The organism is Burkholderia sp. 3C, from assembly GCF_054589155.1.
The window spans coordinates 40,818-62,496 of record NZ_BAAILN010000096.1 but is presented as its reverse complement, the minus strand read 5'-3'; the positions used below and the strand labels follow the sequence as shown (position 1 = coordinate 62,496).

Genomic DNA, 21,679 nt, shown 5'->3' with positions numbered 1-21,679 from the left:
CCCCCGCGGCGCGATTCGGGTCGGTACAACGAAGGGCGGCACATGATGTGTCGCCCTTTTTGCTGGCTGTCGGGTTGCTGCGCGGGTCGCGCTTTGGCCGGTGCTTCAGTCGGTGCTTTGGCCGGTGCTTTGGCCGGTGCTTTGGCCGGTGCTTTGGCCGGTGCTTTGGCCGGTGCTTTGGCCGGTGCTTTGGTCGGTGCTTTGGTCGGTGCTTTGGTCGGTGCTTTGGTCGGTGCTTTGGTCGGTACTTCAGTCGGTGCATCGGCCGGTGCATCGGCCGGTGCTTCAGCCGCTACTTCGCCCTACGCTCAGTCCCACACTCCGACCCGACCTTCACACCCGCACCTCGACCCCGCCCTTTCACGCCACCACAATCCGCTGCGGATCGGCCGCAGCCAGCGCCTCGGCGCGGTTCGCCGCCGGCGGGTAGATCCATTCCGAATTGATCTGCGTCTTCAGCGCCTTGGCCTGCGCGCCCTCCATCTTCACGACGCGATCCCAGCCCTCCGTATACACCGCGCCCCACGGGCCGAGATCGAGACACGTCACGTACTTCGGCTGGCTGTACGGCAGCGGCGCCTCGCCGAGCAGATCGGCGGCCGCGTTGTGGCCGGCCGAGCGGCCGAGGTTCATTGCGTGCTGGCACGACATGGCCGCGTGGTTGCCGACCTCGTCGGTGGCCGCGTAGGCGCAGTCGCCCGTTGCGTACACCGCCTCCACGCCCGTCACCTTCAAATCGCGATCGACATGCAGGCGGCCGAAACGGTCGTGCTCGCCCGGCACTTGCGCGGTCAGTGCGCTGGCGCGCGCACCGGCCGTCCAGACGACGGTTTGCGCGTCGATCCGCTCGCCGTTGGCCAACGTCACGCCCTGCGCATCGACGAACGCCACGCCCGAGCCGAGCTTCCAGCGCACGCCCAGTTCCGTCAGCGCGCGCGTGATGACCGGGCGCGGGCCGGGGCCGAGGTCCGGCCCGAGTTCGGCTTCGCGGTCCACCAGGATCACGTCGACGTCCGCCGCGTCGCCGAGGATCGCGCGCAGGCGCGCCGGCAGTTCGGCGGCCGTTTCGATGCCGGTGAAGCCCGCGCCCGCCACCACCACGGTGTTGCGCGACTTGGCCGCAGGCCGCCCGGCCAGCGCGTGCAGGTGCGCTTCGAGCGCGGCGGCGTCCTCGACCTGATCGACGTTGAACGCGTGCGACACGAGGCCCGGAATCTCCGGACGGAACAGCCGGCTGCCGGCCGCCAGCACGAGCCGGTCGTAGCCGAGGCGCAGGTGTTCCGCACTGGCTTCGACGCCGCTCACGCCGACTTCGCGCCGCGCGACGTCGATCGCCTCGACACGCCCCGCCACGAAGCGCACGCCCACCGCGTCGAACAACGGCTGCAACGGCGCGCGCATCGCACGCGGATTGCGCTCGTAGAGGCGCGGGCGCACATGCAGCTCGGCGGCCGGCGCGACCAGCGTGATCTCGATATCGGTGCGGGCGCGCAGATCGAGCAGGCGGGCCGCCGCCAGCGCGCTCCACATGCCGGCGAAGCCGGCGCCGATCACCAGAATGCGTTTCGACATGATGTTCTCCTGTTGGACGAGATGGGGCGGAATCGCGCCAACCGCGACCGCGCCTCGGTTTCGAATAACTCGGATTCTATTGATCGCAGTTCATGAGAGCAAGCGGCGATCGAAGAAGCAATCAACAAAAGATTGTTGCGGCTTCCACACCCTCATCGAAACACACTATTCCGACTTGATAAATCGTAGTTGCGCAGTCGCAGGAAATGTCGCCGCCGTGCGACAATCGCTGTCCATCGAGCCGGCCGGCTCGTCCACCGGGCATCCCGATGAGCCAACGCGACCTCAAACTCGACATCGACCGCCGCCTGCAACTGCCCGTTTATTTGCAGATCTGCGAGCGCTTCCGGCAGGCGATCGGCGCGGGCCATCTGCGCCCCGGCGATCGCGTGCCGGCCGTGCGCGGGCTCGCCACCGAGCTGAACACCGCGCGCGGCACGATCGAGATGGCGTATCGGATCCTCGTCGACGAAGGCTATTTCCAGGTGCGCGGCGCGGCCGGCACCTATGTGTCGCCGTCGCTGCCGGCGGCCGCGCTGCGCCAAGCGGCGCGCGGCGCAGCGGGTGCGGCAGAGATAACGGGGGCAGTGGCCACGCCAGGTGCGGCAGACATACCGGGCACATCGCGCGCGGCGGACAAGGCGCGTCCCGTCACCGCCCCACAGTCCGACCCGGCCGGCACCCACGGCGGCGAAGCCTTGCCGCTGCAGCCGGGCCTGCCCGCGCTCGACGCGTTTCCGCGCAAGGTCTGGAACCGGCTCGTCGCCTACCGGCTGCGGCGCGCCGATCCCGCTGCGCTCGGCTACCCGTCGCCGCTCGGCTTGCCCGTGCTGCGCGAGAAGATCGCGACCTACCTCGGCGTGTCGCGCGGCGTCGAATGCACGCCCGATCAGGTGTTCGTGACGAGCGGCTATCGCGCCACGCTCGAGCTCGTGCTGCGCGCGCTGGCCTCGCCTGGCGACCGCATGTGGTACGAGGACCCGGGCTACCTGCTGGCGCGGCGCTTTCTCGGCGACGCCGGCATGCGGCTCGTGCCGGTGCCGGTGGATGCGCAGGGCATCGACGTCGAACGCGGCGTGGCGCTCGCGCCCGATGCACGCTTCGCGGTGGTCACGCCGTCGCATCAAAGCCCGCTCGGCGTGACGCTCGCGCTGCCGCGCCGCATGGCGCTGCTCGATTGGGCCTCGCAGGCCGGAAGCTGGATCGTCGAGGACGACTACGACAGTGAATTCCGCTACGTCGGCCGCCCGCTGCCCGCGCTCAAGCGCCTCGATCGCCACGACCGCGTGATCTATTGCGGTACGTTCAGCAAGGTCATGGTGCCGGGGCTGCGGCTCGCCTATGTGGTCGCGCCCGAGCGCGCCGCCGCGCGGATGCGGCAAATCTACCAGGGCATGAACGCGGGGCCGCCCGCGCTGTTGCAGGCGGGCGTGGCCGACTTCATCGCGCAGGGCCATTTCGCGCGACACCTGAAGCGGATGCGCGCGCTCTACGTCGAGCGGCGCGTGTGGATGGCCGACGCGTTGCGCGAAGCATTCGGCGCGCGCCTCGATTTCGAATTGCCGCCGGGCGGCATGCAATTGGCGGCGACGTTCGTCGGCCATGCGTCGGCTGACGACGTGGCGTTCGCGGCAGCCGCGCGCGAAGCGGGGCTGGGGCCGAGCGCGCTGTCGGCGTGGTACGCGAACGGCCGCGCGAAACACACGCCGCGCGGCTTCGTGATCGGCTTCGCGAACGTCGCGAGCCGCGAGCAGGCGCACGCGTATGCGCGCACGCTGCGGCAAGCGCTTGAGTCTCAATGCGCTTAGTCTGCTCGGTTCGCTCGGTTCGCTCGGTTCGCTCGGTTCGCTCGGTTCGCTCGGTTCGCCCGGCCGACCCAAATCGCTCAGTTCCCCGAACGATGAACCGAGCCGCGCCTCAGCGCGCCACCACCACCGGCTCCGCGAACGGCGCGTACCGCGCGAGCGCCGCACGCTCGCGCGCGAGTTCGGCCTGCACCGCCGCCTCGCCCATCACCAGCCCTTGCAGCGGGAAGAAGTGCACGTCGCGAATCCCGATCGAGCCGAGCGCGTAGCCGAGGTACGGCGTCAGGAAATCGGCCTGCCGCGCGTTCGGCCCGCTGTGCACGCCGCCCGAGCCGACGATCACGAAGCTCGGCCGGTCGCGCATCAGGCCGATCTTGCCGTCGGGCGTCGAGCGGAACGTGCGATGGATGCGCAACACGTAATCGATCCAGAGCTTCAACGCGGCCGGCATCGTGAAGTTGTGCATCGGCGTATTGATGACGAGGCAATCGGTGGCCTCGATCTCGCCGATCAGTTGCTCCGACAGCGCGAACTGCGCCGGGTCCGGCTCGCGCGAGGTGATCGCCACGGCATAGCCGGCATCGACGGGCGGCAGCGGCGCGCCGGCCAGATCGCGTTCGATCAGGCCGAACGGTCGGCCGGCCGCCGTCTCGCGTTCGCGCAGCGCCGCGATCGCCTCGTGCGCAAGCCGGTAGCCGTGGCTGGCCGCGCCATGCGGGCTGGCGTTCAGGAACAGCAGCTTCATCGTGCGCCCTCCTGCGTGGCGTGCGCCGCGAGCGGCTCGACGAAATGCATGCCGCGCGCCAGCAAGCCGTTGCGGAAATAGAAGCGCTGCGCGTGCGCCATGTGCAGGCCCGTGTCGAGCACGAAGCGCGCGCAGCCGCCGTCGCGGGCGATCGCGCGCACCGCGTCGAGCAGTTGCGCGCCGATGCCGTGCCCCTGCGCTTGCGGATCGACGACCAGATCGTCGACATACAGGAAGCGGCCGTAGATCAGGTTGGTCTGGTAGCGATAGCCGGCCAGGCCGAGCAGTTGTCCGCCACGGCTGGCGGCCAGCAGCCGGTAGCTTTCGGATTGCTGCCGCGCGAGTTGCGCGACGAAGGCCTTGGCGTCGTCCAGATGCGGACGCAGCACGCGCATCAGCGCGAACGCGCCGGCCTGCTCGGCCGGCGTATCGAGATGGCGGAATTCGACAGCGGGGTTCATGCACGCTCCATCGTTCAGTGACGAAGCACACGATAGCGCCGCCACGTCATGGCCCATAGAGCCAGAAACGATCAAAACGACCGGGACATCGGGGAGCGCGCGATCGACCGCCTGGGCCGAGCCCGCGCGAAGGCTACGCCCTCAAAACGGCGGCACCGGGTTATGCCCCGACGACAGCACATACTTGCCGCCGCGCAACTGGTACACGGCCGTCTGGTGAATCTGGCGCGAGCGCGTGCCGTCGTCGGTGTCGGTCGATTCCACGCCGTCGAAGCGGATCTGCATCTCGCTGCCGCCATTGCCGCCGGTCACCAGCGCCAGCTTGCCGCTGATGTCGAAGCAGGCGGGCGGGTTGCTCGCGTCGGTGCCGACCGCCACGTCGGTGTCGCTCGCGGCCGCGCCCTTCGCCGCGCCGGGCTGCTGCAGCGCCGTTTCGCAATCGCCGCTCGCGCCGAGGTTGTTGCCGTCCACCGGCACCGTGCTCGCGTAAGTCGCGATGCGGCCCGGCGCGACGCCGTACACCGACGCCCACGTCCCGCAAAAGCCCTGCCAGCATCCACCGCCCGTCAGGACCACGCCGAATTCGTCGGCGCCGATGCGTGCGACGCTGGTGTCGCCGTAGGTGCCGGCCACGCCGAGGTAATCCACGCCGTCCACGCGCTTGTCGAGCAGCCAGCCGGTCGCGTCGCGGCGGAAGAAGTACGCGCCGAGCCACGCGCCCGAGGCGTAGCTGTCGTCGCGCACGCCAGTGTCGGCCACGCCCACGCCTTCGGTCAGCATCACCGCGTGCGTGTCGTCGAGGCGGATCACCTGGCGCGGCGCGATCTCGACGCGGGTGGTTTCGGTCTTCGGTGCGGCGGCATGGGGCAGGCGGCCGGAATCGTCGCGCACCGGCAGCTCGACCTCCACCACGCGCGCGTTCGCGTCGTTGGTATCGCGCCACGCCGGGAACACCACATGCATCAGATCGGCGCGCTTCAGGCCTTGCGAGAACGCGCCGCTGCCGGAGGCCGCGTCGGGCGACGAGGCCTGCGCGGCGTCGGCCGCCGAGGCGATCGATGCTGCCAGAGCCGCCGCCGACGATGCGGGCGACACCGCCGATGCCGCGCTGCCCGGCGCGGGCGCGGTGGCGCCGCTTGCGCCGTTCGCGTCGTGCTTGCCGCATGCGCCGAGCAACAGCGATGCGCCGAGCAGCAGGGCCGGCATCGCGCCGCGCATCGAGGCGGCGGATTCGGCAGCGCCGGAAGGGAACGAACGGGACGGGCTGGCAGGATTCATCGGCGGAACGGGTCGGGGATCGGGTCGATGCAGCAGGCAAAAATACGGCAAAAGCGCCGCAAAAAGCGGTTCGCACAGCGCGCGGATGTTACCAGATATTTCGGCCCCAAACGGGGCGCTTCCTGCCCGAAACGGGCCGAACCCGGCATCGCGCCCCATGCGAAAATCACTTGTCCATCAAGGGCTTAACCGACTTCGATGCGCCCACTCCGCACGTGTCGTTTGCCATCGAGCGGCCCGCTTCCGCCCCTGCTCCACCGCATTTCCTCATCCCCCGGCCTCAACCACAGCGACGGATTTCCGGCCCCGCTCCGTTCAAGTCAATACGACGCCGCTGCCGCGCGTCGTTTTGATGTCGATGTCGATCCAGGGAGAAAACCATGAACCAAATAAAACGACTGTTCCATCCGGCCCGGCTTGCCGCCGCGCTCTGCTTCACGCTCGCCACCAGCGCCTTCGCCCAGGCCGTGATCATCGCGCCGATCGCGCCGCCCCCGCCGCGCTACGAAGTGGTGCCGGGGCCGCGCACCGGCTATGTCTGGGATCACGGCCGCTGGCGCTGGGAGCACGGCGCCTACGTGTGGGCGCCGGGCCACTGGCAGCCGGTGCGTGTCGGCTACCACTGGGTGCCGGGCCATTGGGTCGCGCATGGCCCGAACTGGCATTGGGTGCCGGGCCACTGGGCCTGATCCGCGCCACATCGCCGTCCGTCCCGACATGCCAAGGAATCTCCAATGAAACTGATCGCCATTCTCGCGCTCGTCGCGGCCACCCTGTCCGCCTGCGTGGTGGTGCCCGTTCGGCCGGTTCATGTGCGCCCGGCCGCGGTCGTCGTATATTGATCGCGCGCGGAACGCGCCCCGCCGCAACGCGCGCCCGCGTTCCGCCGCCCGTTCGCCATGAGCGGACCGACTGCCGCCATGCTCGCGCCCGCCGCGCTGCCGCGCCGCCATCGTCAGCCATCCTTACGGTTGGCACGGGGCCGCGCGAGCGCAGCGCCGGCCGAGCTTGCGTCACCCGTCGACTTGCAGGGAGCCGATTGCCTTGAAGCCATCCCGGCGCGCCTCGCCGCGCGCCCTACCGCCGCCGCGCCCGTGCCCGCGCACGCCGCGCCGGATGCCATCCGCCCTGCCGGATCGGGAGCCGCGAACGTGAGCGAACGCGATCCCGATGCCGAACTCGTCGCGCGTGTCGGCCAGCGCGACCCGGGCGCCGTGCGCGCGCTGGTCGCGCGCAAGCTGCCGCGCCTGCTCGCGCTCGCGACGCGGCTGCTCGGCGACCGCATGGAAGCCGAGGATGTCGCGCAGGAAGCGTTCATCCGCATCTGGAAACAGGCGCCGCGCTGGAAGGACGGCGAGGCGCGCTTCGATACCTGGCTGCACCGCGTGGCGCTCAATCTCTGCTACGACCGGCTGCGCAGCCGGCGCGAGGAACCGCACGACGAGATGCCCGACGAACCGGACCCGCAGCCGCGCGCCGACGCACGGCTCGAAACGCTCGAACGCGACGCCCGCGTGCGCGCGGCGCTCGAGGCGCTGCCCGCCCGGCAACGTGAAGCGCTCGTGCTCCAGTACTATCAGGAACTGTCGAATATCGAAGCGGCCGGCCTGATGGGCATCACGGTGGACGCGCTGGAGAGCCTGCTCTCGCGCGCCCGGCGCAATCTGCGCGCGCAACTGGCCAACGACGGCCGCAGCGAGGAAATCTGATGACACCCGAACGATTCCGCATCATCGTCGAAGCCTACGGCGCGGATTCGCGCCGCTGGCCCGACGCCGAACGCGACGCCGCGCGCGCCTGGGCCGGCACACATCGCGAGCAGGCGGGCGCGCTGCTCGCCGAAGCCGCCGAGCTCGACGGCTGGCTGGTCGGCGACACCATCGCACCGGCCAGCTCGGCGCTGATCGAACGCATCGTCGGCACCGCGCCCGCCGCACGGCGGCCCTGGACACGCGGCCGGCTGTGGTGGTCGGGCGCGGCGGTGGTCGGCATCGGCGCGGCCGGCGCGCTGGCCGGCGCGCTCACGATGTCGGCCGCGCTGCTCACCAGCATGCAGTCGGCCAGCCACGAAAGCAGCTACCTGACCACCACCTTCGGCGGCTCGCCCGACGACTGGAGCGGCGAATGAACGGCCGCACCGGCACCGTGGTGCTCATCGTCTCGATCGTGCTGAACGTGTTCCTGCTCGGCGCGATCGCCGGCGGCGCCTATCAATGGTTCGCGCGCCACCCCGGCGGCAGCGCGGCCGTCAAGCCGGGCGCGAAGATCGCGCTGCGCTTCGCGGCCGACGGGCTGCCGCCCGAGCGCGCCGAGCAATTCCGCGAGGCGCTCGCCTCGGCACGCCGCGAAAGCCGCATCTTCGTGCGCGAGGCGCGCGAGGGCCGGCGCGACGTGCTCGATCTGCTGGCCGCCCCGCAAGTCGATCGCCCGGCCGTGGACGAAGCGCTGGCCCGCACACGCCAGGCCGATTCGTACCTGCGCGCGCAGGTCGAAAGCAACGTGGTGGATTTCGCGCAATCGCTGCCGCCCGACGAACGGCAACGCTTCGTCGACGGCCTCCGACGCAGCGGCCAATGGCGCATGCCGGCCGCGCGCAACGGCAAGCCGTCGCCCGAATGACGCGGGCGGCCTCAGGCCCGTTCGAGCCGGTAGCCGTAGTTGTAGACGGATGAAATCACGAGCCCGTTCCTGGGCCGCAAGCCCAGGCGCCGGCGCAACGTGCTGATATAGGTAGACAGCGTGGCATCGTGCTTGCGATCGACCACGCCCCACACCTGCTTGATCATCGCGTCTTTCGACAGGACCTGGCCGGCGCTTTCGAACAGCATCAGCGCCAGATCGAATTCGCGCACCGACAATTCAACGGGCGCGCCCTCCACCGTCGCGAGCTGCGTGCCGGTATCGAGCGCAACCTTGCCGAACTCCACCACCCTCGCCCGCCGCGCCTGCCGACAGCACTTGCGCGCCTGCGCGCCCACTCTCGCAATCAGTTCGCGTTCGCGCAGCGGCTTCGCGAGGTAGTCATCCGCGCCGTTGTCGAGGCCGAACACGATGTCGTCCTCGCCATCGTGCTGCGTGATCATGATGATCGGCAGCGCGTCGGAAAACTCGGCACGCGCCCAGCGCATGACCTCGATGCCCGACATGCCCGGCACATCCCAGTCGAGCAGCAGCACATCCACCCGAGTCGACCGCACGAGCTCGACGAAGCGTTCACCATCGTGGCATATCACCGTCTGGTAGCCGGCCTTCTCCAGCCAGCGCGCCACGACGCACGCCTGCGCCACGATATCTTCCAGGATTGCGATTCTCATGTTTCGGACTCCTTCAGTCGGCTGCCGAACGCGCTGGCAAATCGCCCGGCGCGCTCGGCAAAAAAACGAACCGCCACGCGCGATAGGTGTCCCGATCGGCGAACTGCGCATAGCGGGCGGGAAACCCGCGCCGCTTCAGTGGCCGGCCGGCCGCTTCGCTGACCACGCCCATGACCCCGCCATCCGGCGCCTTGATGATTCCCCACGCGGCCGTTGCGTCGAGCGGGTCGGGATAGAGGCGCCGCAGATACCGCCCCGCCGGCAAAGTCCGGCGATCGTCCAGCAGCGCGTCGAGCGACGCCGGATAGCGGGTCTGGCCGGCGGCGCTGTAATAGCGGCCAATTGCGGCGCGATACTGGTCGCCGACGAACAGCAGCCGGGCTTCGCGATCGCGCTGCTGAACAGTGCGCCAGACTCGGGCGGCCTGGGTCATCCCCAGCCCGATCACGGCAACCAATATCAGCACACCGAAATAAATAATGCCGCGCTGCGTGCGTGGCCCGCGGGCGCATCGGCGCAGATTACCATGTCGCATAATGGCTTCCATCGAGCGCGCGCCCCGTGGCACCGCTCCTCACATCCGCCACGCCGCCCGTTTCGCCGGCCAGCACCCGCCAGGAATTGCGCTTTCCCGTGATCGGATCGAGCGGCACGTCGCGCAGGTAGTGCATGTCCACCAGCGTTTCGAGCGAGGCCGGGTTGTCACCCGTATCGGCCCGAAAATCGTCGATCGACTGACGCAGCGTATTCAGGTTGTGCCGCAGCACGGTTTCCCGGGCGCGGTCGCCCTGCTTCAGATAATTCGGCGCCACCAGCGCGGTCAAGGTAGCGATGATCGCCAGGACCACGAGCATCTCGATCAGTGTGAAGCCCGCCGCGCGGCGGGCGCGGCTACCATTGGTCATACGGGATGCCATTGAGGCCCTCCTTGCGACTGGCCGAGCGGACATCGAAGACATCATCACCCGAGGAAAAATCGGCGGGATCGCTCGCGTAACTGCGTGTTTCCCACATCGCGTCGGCCGCCTTGCCACTGCAGTCGCACATCGGATCGTCAGGAATCCTGCGCAGGAAAACCAGCCGAGCACCGCCGGCCGAACGCTTGTCCTCCACGCCATCCACGAGCGTGCGCAGATCGGGCGGATAACCGCTCTCGTCGACAGCGCGCTCGATCCGGCCTTCGTCCGACGCGGCCTTGTAGGCATCGAGCGCCGACCGGATCGCGATCAGCGCACGGTTCAGCGCCGCTTCGTCCTGGCGGCGCTTGACGATCTCGGCCAGCGGCAAGGCCACGGTGGCGAGCAAGGCCAGCAGCGTCAGCGCCACCATCATTTCGATCAGCGAGAAGCCGCGCGCACGTCGCCGGGCGGTCATGCGCGCGTCCGCATCATGCCGCCGCCCGGCTTCTCGCGGTCGTCCTGCGCCTCGCCGCGCATGCCGGGCTCGCCGCGCGGCTGCGAGTCGGACTTCGAAGGCGCGAACGGAGGGGCCGGTTCGATCGGCGTGTCGAGATCCGGGCCACCCGGCGCCGCAGCGCCGGATTCGTGTGTCAGGGCTTCGGTCGTGATGTGTGTTTCGGTGCCGGACAGGAAAGGCGTCACGGCCGAGGCCGGCAGGTCGAGATTGCGCTCGATATGCGGCGTGATCAGCAGCACGATCTCCGTGCGCTCCTGATTGCGTCCGTGCGCACCGAACAGCCGGCCGATCAGCGGCAGCCGCGACAGCCCGGGCAAGCCCGTCACGCTCTCGATCTCGTTGCGCTTGACGAGCCCGGCCAGAACCTGCGTTTCGCCATTGCGCGCCGTCATCAGGGTTTCCGCATTGCGCGTGCCGAGCGAATAGGCCACCAGCCCGCTTTTGGTGGTCTCCTTCGACAGAATGCTGCTGACCTCCAGGTTGACCTTCACGCTCACTTCGTCGTCGAGGCTGATGCGCGGCTCGACCTTCACCATCAAGCCCACATCCTGGTAACTCACCGACTCCGTGACGACGCCGTTCGCATTCGTGGTCGTGACGATCGGCACGCGCTCGCCAATCCGGATGCTCGCCTTCTCCAGGTTGCGCACGCGGATTTTCGGATTGGCGAGCGTGCTGGTCTTGCCCTGCTTCTGCAGCATGTCGATCGCCAGCGACAGCGCACCGGATTCGCCCGACACGCCAATCCGATCACGGTTCAGGCGCAGCAGGTCGCCGAGCGTCGGCGCAACGCCCTCCGCCGCGGCCAGCGCGTCGAAGCGAATGCGGCCCGGATATTCGACACCGAGATCGAGGCTGTCGTTGACGTTGACTTCCAGCACCTCCACATCGAGCGTGACTTCGGACTGCGCAATATCGAGCGCCGCCACGATGCGTTCCGCCACCTCGATCGTCTCGGGCGTGTCGCGCAGGACGATCGCGTTCACGCGTTCGTCCACGTAGATGTCCTTCGGCTTGATCATCTGGCGCAGCGCGGTCATGACCGACTTCGCGTCGGCGTGGGACAGAAAGAACGTCCGGATCGCGAATTCGGTATAGGTGCGGATTTTCTCCGGCTGCGCCGGGTAGACGAGCAGCGTGTGCGCGTCGATGACGGTCTTTTCGAGCCGGTTCGTGCGTAGCAGCAGGTTGATGGCGTCTTCGGCCGTGGTGCGCTCGGCGAACAAGGTCGTGGGCTGCGTCGTGTCGACATCGTGATCGAACACGACGTTCACGCCGGACACGCGCGAGATCACGTCGAAGATCGCCGCGATCGGCTGCTGCCTGAAATTGAGCGAAACCGGCTTGCGCAACGCGTCGGATAGTTGCGGACGCAATGGATGGCTCGCCTGCGGCGTGCCGGGCGCTGCATGCCCCGTGGGGCCGGACGCGGCGCGTTGCGGCGACAGCAGCAGGTCGAGGCGCTCGGCGACCGTTGCGGGGGGGCCCCCGGCTGTCGTGAGCGGGGGGCTCGCGCACCCGGCCAGCGCAAGCGCGGAAATCAGGATCCCTAAACTGACAGTTGGTTTCATCACTGTGTTGCCAAAAAAAGTTTCGCTGCGAAATTCAGGGCGTGGGCGAGGCCGGCGCAAGCTCGACCTTCACACCGTCACGGATCATCACGATCGGGCCGGTATCGTCCAGGGTCTTGAGCAAGTAACCATCGGCAATCTCGCCGCCCGGGAGCACCGCATCACGAACGCCGCAGCCGCGCCCGCACAGCAGGAAGGTCTTGCCGCCGCCCTCCAGCACAACGATGCGCTGCCCCGGCGCGCGCCATTCGCCGGCCACGCTGAACGGCATGACCTGCTGCTGCGGCGCGGAAGCCACGTCGATCGGGTCGGCCAGATCCGGTGGCGCCTCAACGGGCGGCGCCGCGCCGGCTTCCTCGGCGCCGAGCGATGCCCAACTCTGGGCGGGAAAGAGATCGACGGGGCGGGACGGATCGGCGCTCGCCTGCGCGAAGCCGGCGCTCGCGGCAGCGGCTGCCAGCCATCCGGCCGCCAGGCGAATCATGAGCGGGCGCGTCACGTGTCGGGCCCCAGCATGCTGACCTGCAGGGCGGCGTCGATGTCCGCGCTGTCGATGCCGTCACGTTCGATCGTCACGCTCTCGATGCGCACCATCGGCTGGCCGGCGATCGCCCGGATCGCTTCGCGCAAGCCGAGGTAACTGCCATGCAACGCGATATCGATCGTCAGGCGCCGCAGCTTTCCCTTGACCTCCGCTGCGCTGCGGTAGGTTGCGTTCTTCCGTTCGAGCCCGTTCTGCGCGAGGATTTCGAACAGTGCATAGGCCTGCGTCCCGCTCTGCAGTTGCTGCACTTGATCGAGCGTCATCCCGCCGGTGCCGGCTTTCGCGGCCGGCACCGGCAACGCCGCGAACTGTTTCGCCAGCCCGTCGCGCATCGCGGCGAGCCGCACATGCTCCGGTTGCAGGTAAAGCGCATGCAGGCCCAGCAGCGCGACGGCCGAGGCGCTGGCGAGCAGGCCGGGCACACCCAGTTTCCGGGTGGCCACATAGGCGCCCCAGCGCAGGCGCGCGGCAAGCAGCGTCACGTTCAGCATGTCGGGGGGCGTCATGGATGTTCGAGGCTCAGGCTGAAATAGAAGACCGGTTTGCCGTTCTCCGTGGCAGCCCGGTGTTGGAGCAGGCCGGTCCTGCGGTCGGGATGACGGTCGTTCAGGCGATCGACAAACATGTAGATCTGCGCCAGATCCGCCGCGCCGCCTTCGATACGCGCCTGGCGGCCGGCCTTGTCCACTGTCAGCGATTTCAATGCGATATGCGGCGTCCAGGCGTGTTCGATCCAGTCGATCACCGGCAAGCCCGAGTTCGTCTGGTTCGATTGCTGCGCGGCAAGCAGGCTCGCGATGCGGCGCTGCTCGGGCGTCCGGGCTTTCGCCAGCCGCTGCTCGCGTTCGAGGCTGCGCTGTCGCACATCGATCCGCTGCGAGAGCCGATCGACGGCGTCACGCACGGTATCGACACGCGTCCATTCGCGCCCGACGATCGCCATCACCATCAGGGCACAGCACAGGGCAATGGCCGCCGATGGCGTGATCCGCGCGCGCGGCGCAACAAAGTTCAATCCAGTGGTCCGCCTCATGCCGGCGTCGCCGGCGAGCAATCCATCGGCTCGACCGCCGCGAGGTCGGCACCCGGCAGCGCACCATCGAACTCGACCGCGCCGATATCTCCGCACGGCGGCAATCCGGCCATCAGGGCCGCTGCGGCAAACCAGTCACCGTCGCGCGGCAACGTGACGACATCGCGCCACTGCCCCCCGCGCCGGAACACGCACGTCGCCACCGTCTGCTGGCAAAGCGCGAACGCGAAATCATCGCGGTCCCGCCAGGCGGGGTGCGCATCGAGCGACGCCGACAATGCGTCACGCACGCTCGCGAGCCGCCAGCCGGCGGCGCGGCTGGTCTTTCCCATTTCCATGAGGAATCCTTCGCTTATTCCAGCGGCAAGACGTGTCCGCCCCCAGCGTTCGTGTTCGATCAGGATGCGCAACGCGCCGCGCTGCGCGTGCTCGGCGAACCGCATGCCGGCGTATGCGCGCCACGCGGCATCCGAGGTCAGGCCATCCTGCCAGGGCAACACCACGCCGTGCGCCCACGGATGCCCGACGACGATCCGCAGCCGATTGCAGATCGACAGGCGCGCTTTCGGCAGGCCGGCCAGCGCACTCGACAGGGCCTCGGACACATGGCCCGTGTGCGCGACGACGACATGCGCGGCCCCTAAGCTTCGCGGCCTCCGGCCGGCATGTAGCCAGAGGCTCAGCGTGCCGGCATCGATCAGCGCGGTGGCGTCAATCCAGGGTGATCGCACGCTGCACCTCCTGGCACGTCGTCATGCGTGCGCACACTGCCGCCAGTGCGGCCTGGCGCATCGACCGGAAATCGGTGCAGGCGTCGAGCGCGCGCGTGCGTTTTTCGATCGAGCGCTCCAGCAGCGCCGCCTTCATGGGCGCATCGAGCATCAGCACCTCGGCCAGCCCGATCCGGCCGTGATAGCCGGTGCCGCGGCACCGCTCGCAGCCCGCACCCGGCGTCACCTCGCGCCGGAGCACCTCGAGCGCCGCACCGGCCAGGTCCGCGCCGTCCGTGGCGGCGTCACCGCAGCCCGGGCAAATGCGTCGTACCAGCCGCTGCGAGACAACACCGTTGAGCGCCTCGAGAAAGGTCGAGGGCTCCACGCCCATGTAGATGAAGCGGTCGATCACGCTGAAGCCGTCGTTCGCGTGGACGGTGGACAGCACGCGGTGGCCGGTGAGCGCGGATTGCACGGCAATCGACGCGGTGTCCTCGTCGCGGATCTCGCCGACCATCACCGTGTCGGGATCGTGCCGCAGGATCGAACGCAGCCCGCGCGCAAACGTCAGGCCCTTGCGCTCGTTGACGGGAATCTGCACGACGCCGTTCAGCGGGTACTCGACCGGGTCCTCGATCGTGATGATCTTGTCCTCGCCGGTATTCAGCTCGGACAACACGGCATAGAGCGTGGTGGACTTGCCGCTGCCGGTCGGGCCGGTGATGAGCATGAGCCCGTGGGGACGATGCGCGAGCGAGCGCATGCGGCGCGCGGTGAGCGCATCGAACCCGAGCATGTCGAGGCTGATGCTGTCGCCGCGCTGCGACGTGTCGAGCACGCGCAGCACGGCGTTCTCACCGTGCGTGCCCGGCATGATCGACACGCGGAAATCGATATCGCGCCGTTGCATCATGACCTTGAAGCGGCCGTCCTGCGGCACGCGCCGTTCCGCGATGTCGAGCGCGGCCAGCACCTTGATCCGCGAGAGCGTCTGCGTCGCCGCGTCGATGCCCGGTACGCCGCGAACCGGCTGCAGCACACCGTCGATCCGGTAGCGGATCGCCAGCCCGTCCGCCGTCGATTCCAGATGGATATCGCTGGCGCGGCTCTGCAGGGCGTCGTACAGCGTCGAATTGACCAGCCGGATGATCGGGCTTTCGTCCCTGGCGATGCTCGCCAGCGAGATCGATTCGGGACGCTGAGCGTGGGTCTCGCCCGAGGCGGCATCGATCGTGATGCTGTCGATCGAGCGCTCGTTCGACTCGATCTGCGCCAGCCGCCGCTCGACTTCGCCGGGCAGGCTCATCGTGATGCGCACCGGCGGCGCGCCGAAACGGGCGAGCAATTCGTCACGCACGCTGCGCGACAGCGGATCGGCCAGGACCATGACCGGTGTGCCGTCACGCTCGACCGGCAGGACCCGCAGCGCCAGCGCCTCGTGCAGCGAGAGCAGATCGAAGCGCGTGGCGGCGCTGCGCAACGCATCCGCGTCGATCGGCTCGATGCCGCAGCACACGGCCACCTCGGCAAGCCGGCTCGGGTCGGCGCCCAGCAGCGCGTCGGCATACGCCATGAAGTCGGCACCGGAGTGCATCGATTCGCATTGCCAATCGTGGATGATCTGTTGCGGTTTCACGTTGTCTTGTCCCGTTGGTCGGCGCGATCCGGCACGCATGCCGTGCCCGGCCGGATTGTCATCCGATGCTGCCGGCCAGCTCGAAGATCGGCATGTAAAGCAGCAGCACCACCGCGCCCACGGTCGCGCCGACGGCCAACATCAGCACCGGCTCGAGGACCTGGCTGATGAGATCGATCGCGCGGTCGAGCCCGCCGTCGTGAAACTGCGCGATGTGCTCGCACATTCCGCCCAGATCACCGCCCTGCTCGCCCACGCGCAACAGGCGCGCCGCGACGGATGTCGTCAGGGCGTGAGCCGCGAACACGGTCGACACCGGCCGGCCTGCACGAAGCTCGGCCAGCGCAGCCGCGAGGCGCGGCTGAAACAGGTCGGGCAGCACCTTGCCGGACAGTGCGAGGGCGTCGATCACGGGCGTGCCGCCTGCGATCAGCAACCCAGCGGTGCGGTAATAGCGCGTCAGCGTGAACAGCAGGCAAACTTCGCGCAGCTTTGGCGCGCGCCACATCAGCCGTTGCACCAGACGCTTGGTGCATGACGCGCGTATTGCGAGCCCGCCGCCCAACCCCGCCACGGCCAAGGCCACGCCCACCGCCGCGCCGTGTTCGCGCAGCAGCCTGGCCCACCCGAGCATCACGCGGGCGGCGGGCGGCAACACCGTCAGCGACTCGAACACCACCGCGAAACGCGGAATCACGAAGAACGCCATGAACAGCAGGATCGCGGCGCCCACGCCGATCACGACGGCCGGATAGATCAACGCGCCCACCGCGCGCTTGCGCATCTGCGCGATCCGCACTTCGTATTGCTGGTAGCGTTTCAGCACGGCAGGCAACTGGCCGCTCCCCTCCGCCGAGGCGATCGTCGCGACCAGCAGTTCGGGAAACACCCCGGGCTGCCGCGCGAGTGCCGCGGAAAGCGGCTTCCCCTCGACCATCACGGCGAGGATGCCGTCGATCACATGCTGCGATGCGCGGCCGGCGTCGGTCCTGTCGCGCAATGCCTCGAGCGCTTCGACCAGTACCAGGCCCGCATCGAGCAAGGCCGACAGCTCCTGCAGAAACAACGCGAGCGCGAACCTCGGCGCCCGCTTGCGGCCACCGGACCGCGCGCGGCGCAGCGCGATCACCACGCCGCCCTGAGCAGCAATCCGCGCCCGCGCCTCGGCCTCGCTCGCCGCCTCGATCGTCTGCCAGGCCAGCGTGCCGCCCGCCAGCACGCGGAGTCGAAACGCAGTCACGGCGAAGGCCGCCAGGCATCGAGCGCCACGAGGCTGGCGCGCCGGTCGCGGGTCAGCAACCGGTACGCGCGCCAGACGCGCGCCGCATACGCCTTGCGCGCCGGCGCACGCGCAACCGACGAGCCCGCGTTATAGGCGCCCACGGCATTCCAGGTATAGCCGTGGCGTTCGATGAATCCGGCGAGGATCGACGCGCCGGTATCGACCGACGTGCAAGGCTCGTCGATCAGACGCTTGCGCGTGATCCCGGCCCTGACCAGCCGCGGCAGATGCGAGCTGTTGATCTGCATGAGCCCGATGTCCACGGTGCCGTTGGCGTTGTAGTGAATCGCGCGGGCATTCATCGCCGATTCGACCTTCGCGATCGCGACCAGCAGCAGCGGATCGATGCGGTGCCGCTCGCCCGCCGCCGTGAAGCAATTCGCCGCCGAGGCAGCGGGCGCGGCGGCGGCCAGCGACGCCGCCACGACGAGCCCACGCCCCGCGCGCTTACAGGCCATGGACGAGATCGGCATCGACGCCGCTCCCTCCCACGCGGCCGTCACGTCCGAGCGAGACGATCTCCGCTTCGCCGTCGCGGCCCGGCACATTCCACTGGTAGGGGCGGCCCCAGCCGTCTGTCGGCACGGCCTTCGCGAGGTAGGGGCCATTCCAGCCGGCCGCGTCCTGCGGCGGCGTGACCAGCGCATCGAGCCCCTCCTCGGCACTCGGATAGCGGCCCGTATCGAGCCGGAACTGCGTGGCGGCATCGCCGAGCGTCTTGAGCTGCGCTTCGGTCGTGCGCACCTTGGCCTTGTCGACCTGCGTGAAGAGCTTCGGCCCGACATACCCCGCCAGCAGCGCAATGATCAGCAAGACCACCAGCAATTCCAGCAAGGTAAATCCCCGCTGCCGCTGCGCTGTTTTCCCTCTTCGAATGCCTACGTTCACGTTGTCTGTCCTCGATTGACCTGTCGATGCACCGGGCGGGCGCTGCCCCCCCTTGCACGACGCCGTCATTGTCCGAGGCAGGTTCGGACACAACAACCTTCCTGAAGACATTCTCAAGTTCCAAGTTCAGCACTCCTTTCCTATTTCGAGATTCATTCAATTTGCATTCAGATTGATTGGCGCCGGCGGCCAAAGCCAAAACAATGCGCGCGTCTGCTCAGACACTCTTTCACATCATTAAGGATGACGATCAAATTGCGCTTCAATCAATCCCATGCCCGTCAATCGAGCATCGCGAGCCTGCCCGGCCGCTCGCCCAGGCTGGCGTTTGCCACGATCGCCACGGCCAGCCTGCTTTGCTTCGCGCATTCGGCCAGCGCCGCGCCGGGCACGCCCAGTCTTCGGCAATACGAAATCACCTCGAAGCCGCACGGCTTCGTCGAGATCGATCTGCAACGGGCCGGGGCCGCGCCCTACAAGGATCTCGTCAAGCTCAACAAGAAGGTCGACGTGCCGCTGCCCTTCGATATCTGGAGCAATGGCACCGCGGTCAAGGCGGTGGCGGTGGTGGACGGCACGATCGACAGCGCCTCGGAAATCAAGCTGACACCCGGCGGCGCGCAACGCGGAACCGTGGTGGCCAACGTCAAGACAGCGGGCGTGAAAAAGTTTCAGGTTCGCGTGTTCGATGCGAACGGCGCCTCGGCCGACAGCGCACCGCTCGACGTGACCGTGTTCGATACGATCCCGGAGCTGGCCGATACGCTGCCGGACAACGCCAGCAAGACCAACAAGCCGTTTGCAAAAGACAAGGATTCGGTGGTGGCAGCCTACTTCGCGACCTGGTCGATCTACGACCGCAAGTTCAGTGTGGACAACGTGCCGGTCGAGAATCTGACGCACCTGCTATACGCCTTCGTTCCGATCTGCGGTGGCGAAAACATCAACGGCTCGCTTGCGCACGATGGGCCCAATGCATTCCGCGCGCTGCAACAGACCTGCCGGGGATTGCCCGATTACAGCGTGGCGATTCATGACACATGGGGCGAAATCGGCGTGACGCTGCCGGGGCAGACGGCCAACTCGCCGCTCAAGGGCGTGCTCGGCCAGATGATGGCCGCGAAGAAGCGCAATCCGGATCTGAAGATCCTGCCGTCGATCGGCGGCTGGACGCTGTCCGACCCGTTCTTCCAGATGCACGATCCGGCCAAGCGCAAGGTGTTCATCGATTCGACCGAACAGTTGCTGCGTACCTGGAAATTCTTCGACGGCGTGGATATCGATTGGGAATTCCCCGGCGGCAAGGGCGCCAATCCCGCGCTCGGCAATCCGGCCACGGATGGCGCGCTGTACGTCACGCTGATCAAGGAACTGCGGCAGATGCTCGATCGCCTCTCGGCGGAAACCGGCAAGACCTACGAGCTGACATCGGCGATCGGCTCGGGCCGGGACAAGATCGGCGTCGTGAACTACAAGGAAGCGTCGAAGTACATGAACTATGTCTTCGACATGAGTTATGACTTCTACGGCGCATTCAGCCTGACGAATCTCGGCCATCAAACCGCGCTGTATGCGCCGGCATGGCGGCCCGACACGGACTACACGGCGGACAATTCCGTTGCAGCGCTGCTCGCGCAAGGGGTGGATTCGAAAAAACTCGTCCTCGGCGCGGCAATGTACGGCCGTGGCTGGACGGGCGTGTCGGGCTACAGCGACGGCAACCCGTTCTCGGGTACCGCCACCGGGCCGGTTCCGGGCAGTTGGGAGCCGGGTGTCGTCGATTACAAGGCGATTGCCTCGAAGATGGTGGGACCGAACAACGCCGGCATCAACGGCTACGAATACCATTACGACCAGACGGCGGAAGCCCCCTACATCTTCAACAAGGGCACGGGCGAACTGGTGACGTTCGATGATGCGCGCTCGGTGCTCGCGAAGGGCGACTATGTGCGCAAGCATCAGTTGGGCGGCCTGTTCGCATGGGAAATCGATGCGGACAACGGCGACATCCTGAACGCGATGCACGAAGGCCTCGGTCACGATCAGGGCGGCACGCACAACCACGCGCCGATCGCAAACGCGGGAACGGACATGACGGTAACCGGCCCCGCTACCGTGACGCTCGATGCCTCGAAATCGCACGACCCGGACAAGGACGCCCTGTCGTACCGATGGGAGCAGACCGGCGGCGCACCGCTAACCATCAGTCATCCTGACGGTGTGAAGGCCACGGTGGCGATCCCGGCCGTGCAGCAGGACACGCGCTTCGTGTTCCGCGTCACGGTGACCGACACGGCGGGCCTGAAGGGCAGCGCGCAGATGGCCGTCACGGCGAAGGCCGACGCGTCGGTCAAGCCGCCCCCGGCCGAGAACCGCCCGCCGGTCGCGCGGCTCACGGGGCCGGCGGAGGCGAACGGCGGCCAGTCCGTCACGCTGTCGGCCGCGCAATCCACCGATCCGGACGGCGATCCGCTCACGTTCCAGTGGACGGTTCCGGCGGGCATCACCGCGCAGCCGTCCGGCGCAACGCTGAACTTCACCGCGCCGAAGCTGGCGAAGGACCAGTCGTTCACGTTCGCGGTAAAGGCCAGCGACGGCAAGCTGTCGTCTTCTGCCCAGCACACGGTTCGCGTCAAGGCGGCAGATGCGGGTCACGGTGGGGCAGGCAATGGCGGCGAGTCCGGCGGGGGAAGCGGCGGTGCAGGCGGAAGCGGCAGCGCAGGCGGTGCAGGCGGTGCAGGCGGTGACTATCCGGCCTATCAGTCCGGCTCGCAATACAAGGCGGGCGATGTGGTGTCGAACCTCGGCAAGCTGTTCCAGTGCAAGCCATTCCCGTACAGCGGCTGGTGCTCGATGGCGCCGGCGGCCTATGAGCCGGGCAAGGGCTTCGCATGGGGCGACGCATGGACGTCGTTCGGCGGCGGCGCAGGCGGCAATGGCGGGAGCGGTGGCGCGGGCAACCCCGGCCACGAAGGCAGCACCGGCGGCTCGGGTGGCGCGGGCAACCCCGGCCATGAAGGCAGCACCGGCGGCTCGGGCGGCACCGGCAACCCCGGCCACGAAGGCAGCACCGGCGGCTCCGGCGGCACCGGCAACCCCGGCCACGAAGGCAGCACCGGCGGCTCCGGCGGCACCGGCAACCCCGGCCACGAAGGCAGCACCGGCGGCTCGGGCGGCACCGGCAACCCCGGCCACGAAGGTAGCACCGGCGGCTCGGGCGGCGCGGGCAACCCTGGCAACGAAGCCGGCACGCATCCGCAATACAAGGAAGGCACCCGGTACGCTGCCGGCGACATCGTATCGAACCGCGGCGCACTGTACCGATGCAAGCCGTTCCCGTACACCAACTGGTGTTCGATGGCGGCCTGGGCCTACGAACCCGGCAAGGGCTCCGCATGGGCCCAAGCCTGGGACAAGTACG

At 68.4% G+C, this 21,679-nt stretch carries 23 protein-coding genes; 6 read left to right on the top strand and 17 right to left on the bottom strand.

Annotation, left to right across the window (positions count from 1 at the left end):
• Positions 1 to 360: 360 nt before the first annotated feature.
• Positions 361 to 1,572 (bottom strand): NAD(P)/FAD-dependent oxidoreductase, encoded by a 1,212-nt coding sequence (locus ACYP33_RS19960; protein WP_414449013.1) that lies wholly within the window; start codon positions 1,570 to 1,572, stop codon positions 361 to 363.
• Between the two features lie 269 nt (positions 1,573 to 1,841).
• Here ACYP33_RS19960 and pdxR point away from each other — a divergent pair, with 269 nt between their 5' ends.
• Positions 1,842 to 3,380 (top strand): MocR-like pyridoxine biosynthesis transcription factor PdxR, encoded by a 1,539-nt coding sequence (gene pdxR / locus ACYP33_RS19955; protein ID WP_459623535.1) that lies wholly within the window; start codon positions 1,842 to 1,844, stop codon positions 3,378 to 3,380.
• Between the two features lie 109 nt (positions 3,381 to 3,489).
• Here the strand turns inward: pdxR and ACYP33_RS19950 are convergent, their stop codons facing one another.
• From ACYP33_RS19950 to ACYP33_RS19940, 3 genes are all read right to left on the bottom strand, one after another.
• Positions 3,490 to 4,122, bottom strand: a complete 633-nt coding sequence (locus ACYP33_RS19950) for an FMN-dependent NADH-azoreductase (protein WP_459623533.1) — start codon at positions 4,120 to 4,122, stop codon at positions 3,490 to 3,492.
• Complete coding sequence (locus ACYP33_RS19945; protein ID WP_459623531.1) at positions 4,119 to 4,583, bottom strand: GNAT family N-acetyltransferase; 465 nt, start codon at positions 4,581 to 4,583, stop codon at positions 4,119 to 4,121. The genes ACYP33_RS19950 and ACYP33_RS19945 overlap by 4 nt, the downstream gene beginning before the upstream one ends.
• A 141-nt stretch (positions 4,584 to 4,724) precedes the next feature.
• Positions 4,725 to 5,861, bottom strand: coding sequence for a hypothetical protein (locus tag ACYP33_RS19940; RefSeq protein ID WP_414449009.1), 1,137 nt, complete (start codon positions 5,859 to 5,861; stop codon positions 4,725 to 4,727).
• A 380-nt stretch (positions 5,862 to 6,241) separates the two neighbouring features.
• Here ACYP33_RS19940 and ACYP33_RS19935 point away from each other — a divergent pair, with 380 nt between their 5' ends.
• The 4 genes from ACYP33_RS19935 (at position 6,242) to ACYP33_RS19920 (ending at position 8,480) form a co-directional block, all read left to right on the top strand.
• Positions 6,242 to 6,550, top strand: a complete 309-nt coding sequence (locus ACYP33_RS19935) for a YXWGXW repeat-containing protein (RefSeq protein ID WP_459623529.1) — start codon at positions 6,242 to 6,244, stop codon at positions 6,548 to 6,550.
• A 210-nt stretch (positions 6,551 to 6,760) separates the two neighbouring features.
• Entirely contained in the window at positions 6,761 to 7,570 is an 810-nt protein-coding gene (locus ACYP33_RS19930) for an RNA polymerase sigma factor (RefSeq protein WP_459623527.1), read from the top strand.
• The gene (locus ACYP33_RS19925; RefSeq protein WP_414449007.1) at positions 7,570 to 7,989 is read left to right on the top strand and encodes a hypothetical protein; all 420 of its coding nucleotides are present in this window, start codon (positions 7,570 to 7,572) and stop codon (positions 7,987 to 7,989) included. Before ACYP33_RS19930 ends, ACYP33_RS19925 begins: the two co-directional genes overlap by 1 nt.
• A complete protein-coding gene (locus ACYP33_RS19920) occupies positions 7,986 to 8,480 on the top strand; it encodes a periplasmic heavy metal sensor (protein WP_459623525.1) in 495 nt (164 codons plus the stop codon). The genes ACYP33_RS19925 and ACYP33_RS19920 overlap by 4 nt, the downstream gene beginning before the upstream one ends.
• An 11-nt stretch (positions 8,481 to 8,491) precedes the next feature.
• Here the strand turns inward: ACYP33_RS19920 and ACYP33_RS19915 are convergent, their stop codons facing one another.
• From ACYP33_RS19915 to gspG, 13 genes are all read right to left on the bottom strand, one after another.
• Positions 8,492 to 9,175, bottom strand: a complete 684-nt coding sequence (locus tag ACYP33_RS19915; RefSeq protein WP_459623524.1) for a response regulator transcription factor — start codon at positions 9,173 to 9,175, stop codon at positions 8,492 to 8,494.
• Between the two features lie 13 nt (positions 9,176 to 9,188).
• On the bottom strand, positions 9,189 to 9,722 hold the full coding sequence (locus ACYP33_RS19910; protein WP_414449004.1) for a type II secretion system protein: 534 nt from the start codon (positions 9,720 to 9,722) through the stop codon (positions 9,189 to 9,191).
• Positions 9,697 to 10,092 carry a type II secretion system protein gene (locus tag ACYP33_RS19905; RefSeq protein ID WP_459623522.1) on the bottom strand — a complete coding sequence of 132 codons (396 nt, stop codon included), beginning with the start codon at positions 10,090 to 10,092 and terminating at the stop codon, positions 9,697 to 9,699. Before ACYP33_RS19905 ends, ACYP33_RS19910 begins: the two co-directional genes overlap by 26 nt.
• Entirely contained in the window at positions 10,067 to 10,549 is a 483-nt protein-coding gene (locus ACYP33_RS19900) for a type II secretion system protein (RefSeq protein ID WP_459623520.1), read from the bottom strand. Before ACYP33_RS19900 ends, ACYP33_RS19905 begins: the two co-directional genes overlap by 26 nt.
• Positions 10,546 to 12,162, bottom strand: coding sequence for a secretin N-terminal domain-containing protein (locus tag ACYP33_RS19895; RefSeq protein ID WP_459623518.1), 1,617 nt, complete (start codon positions 12,160 to 12,162; stop codon positions 10,546 to 10,548). Before ACYP33_RS19895 ends, ACYP33_RS19900 begins: the two co-directional genes overlap by 4 nt.
• Positions 12,163 to 12,196: 34 nt before the next feature.
• The gene (locus tag ACYP33_RS19890; protein ID WP_459623516.1) at positions 12,197 to 12,646 is read right to left on the bottom strand and encodes a hypothetical protein; all 450 of its coding nucleotides are present in this window, start codon (positions 12,644 to 12,646) and stop codon (positions 12,197 to 12,199) included.
• Positions 12,647 to 12,657: 11 nt separating this feature from the next.
• Positions 12,658 to 13,212, bottom strand: coding sequence for a hypothetical protein (locus tag ACYP33_RS19885; RefSeq protein WP_459623515.1), 555 nt, complete (start codon positions 13,210 to 13,212; stop codon positions 12,658 to 12,660).
• A complete protein-coding gene (locus ACYP33_RS19880; protein ID WP_459623513.1) occupies positions 13,209 to 13,760 on the bottom strand; it encodes a hypothetical protein in 552 nt (183 codons plus the stop codon). Before ACYP33_RS19880 ends, ACYP33_RS19885 begins: the two co-directional genes overlap by 4 nt.
• On the bottom strand, positions 13,736 to 14,344 hold the full coding sequence (locus ACYP33_RS19875) for a hypothetical protein (RefSeq protein ID WP_459623511.1): 609 nt from the start codon (positions 14,342 to 14,344) through the stop codon (positions 13,736 to 13,738). Before ACYP33_RS19875 ends, ACYP33_RS19880 begins: the two co-directional genes overlap by 25 nt.
• 106 nt (positions 14,345 to 14,450) lie before the next feature.
• The gene (locus ACYP33_RS19870; RefSeq protein ID WP_459623662.1) at positions 14,451 to 16,046 is read right to left on the bottom strand and encodes a GspE/PulE family protein; all 1,596 of its coding nucleotides are present in this window, start codon (positions 16,044 to 16,046) and stop codon (positions 14,451 to 14,453) included.
• A 100-nt stretch (positions 16,047 to 16,146) separates the two neighbouring features.
• Complete coding sequence (locus ACYP33_RS19865; protein WP_459623510.1) at positions 16,147 to 17,328, bottom strand: type II secretion system F family protein; 1,182 nt, start codon at positions 17,326 to 17,328, stop codon at positions 16,147 to 16,149.
• Positions 17,325 to 17,843 carry a lytic transglycosylase domain-containing protein gene (locus tag ACYP33_RS19860; protein ID WP_459623508.1) on the bottom strand — a complete coding sequence of 173 codons (519 nt, stop codon included), beginning with the start codon at positions 17,841 to 17,843 and terminating at the stop codon, positions 17,325 to 17,327. The genes ACYP33_RS19865 and ACYP33_RS19860 overlap by 4 nt, the downstream gene beginning before the upstream one ends.
• Positions 17,818 to 18,327 (bottom strand): type II secretion system major pseudopilin GspG, encoded by a 510-nt coding sequence (gspG, locus tag ACYP33_RS19855; RefSeq protein WP_459623661.1) that lies wholly within the window; start codon positions 18,325 to 18,327, stop codon positions 17,818 to 17,820. Before gspG ends, ACYP33_RS19860 begins: the two co-directional genes overlap by 26 nt.
• A 174-nt stretch (positions 18,328 to 18,501) precedes the next feature.
• Between gspG and ACYP33_RS19850 the strand changes: the two genes are divergently transcribed.
• On the top strand, positions 18,502 to 21,679 hold a 3,178-nt coding region (locus ACYP33_RS19850; protein ID WP_459623506.1), incomplete at its 3' end, for a glycosyl hydrolase family 18 protein.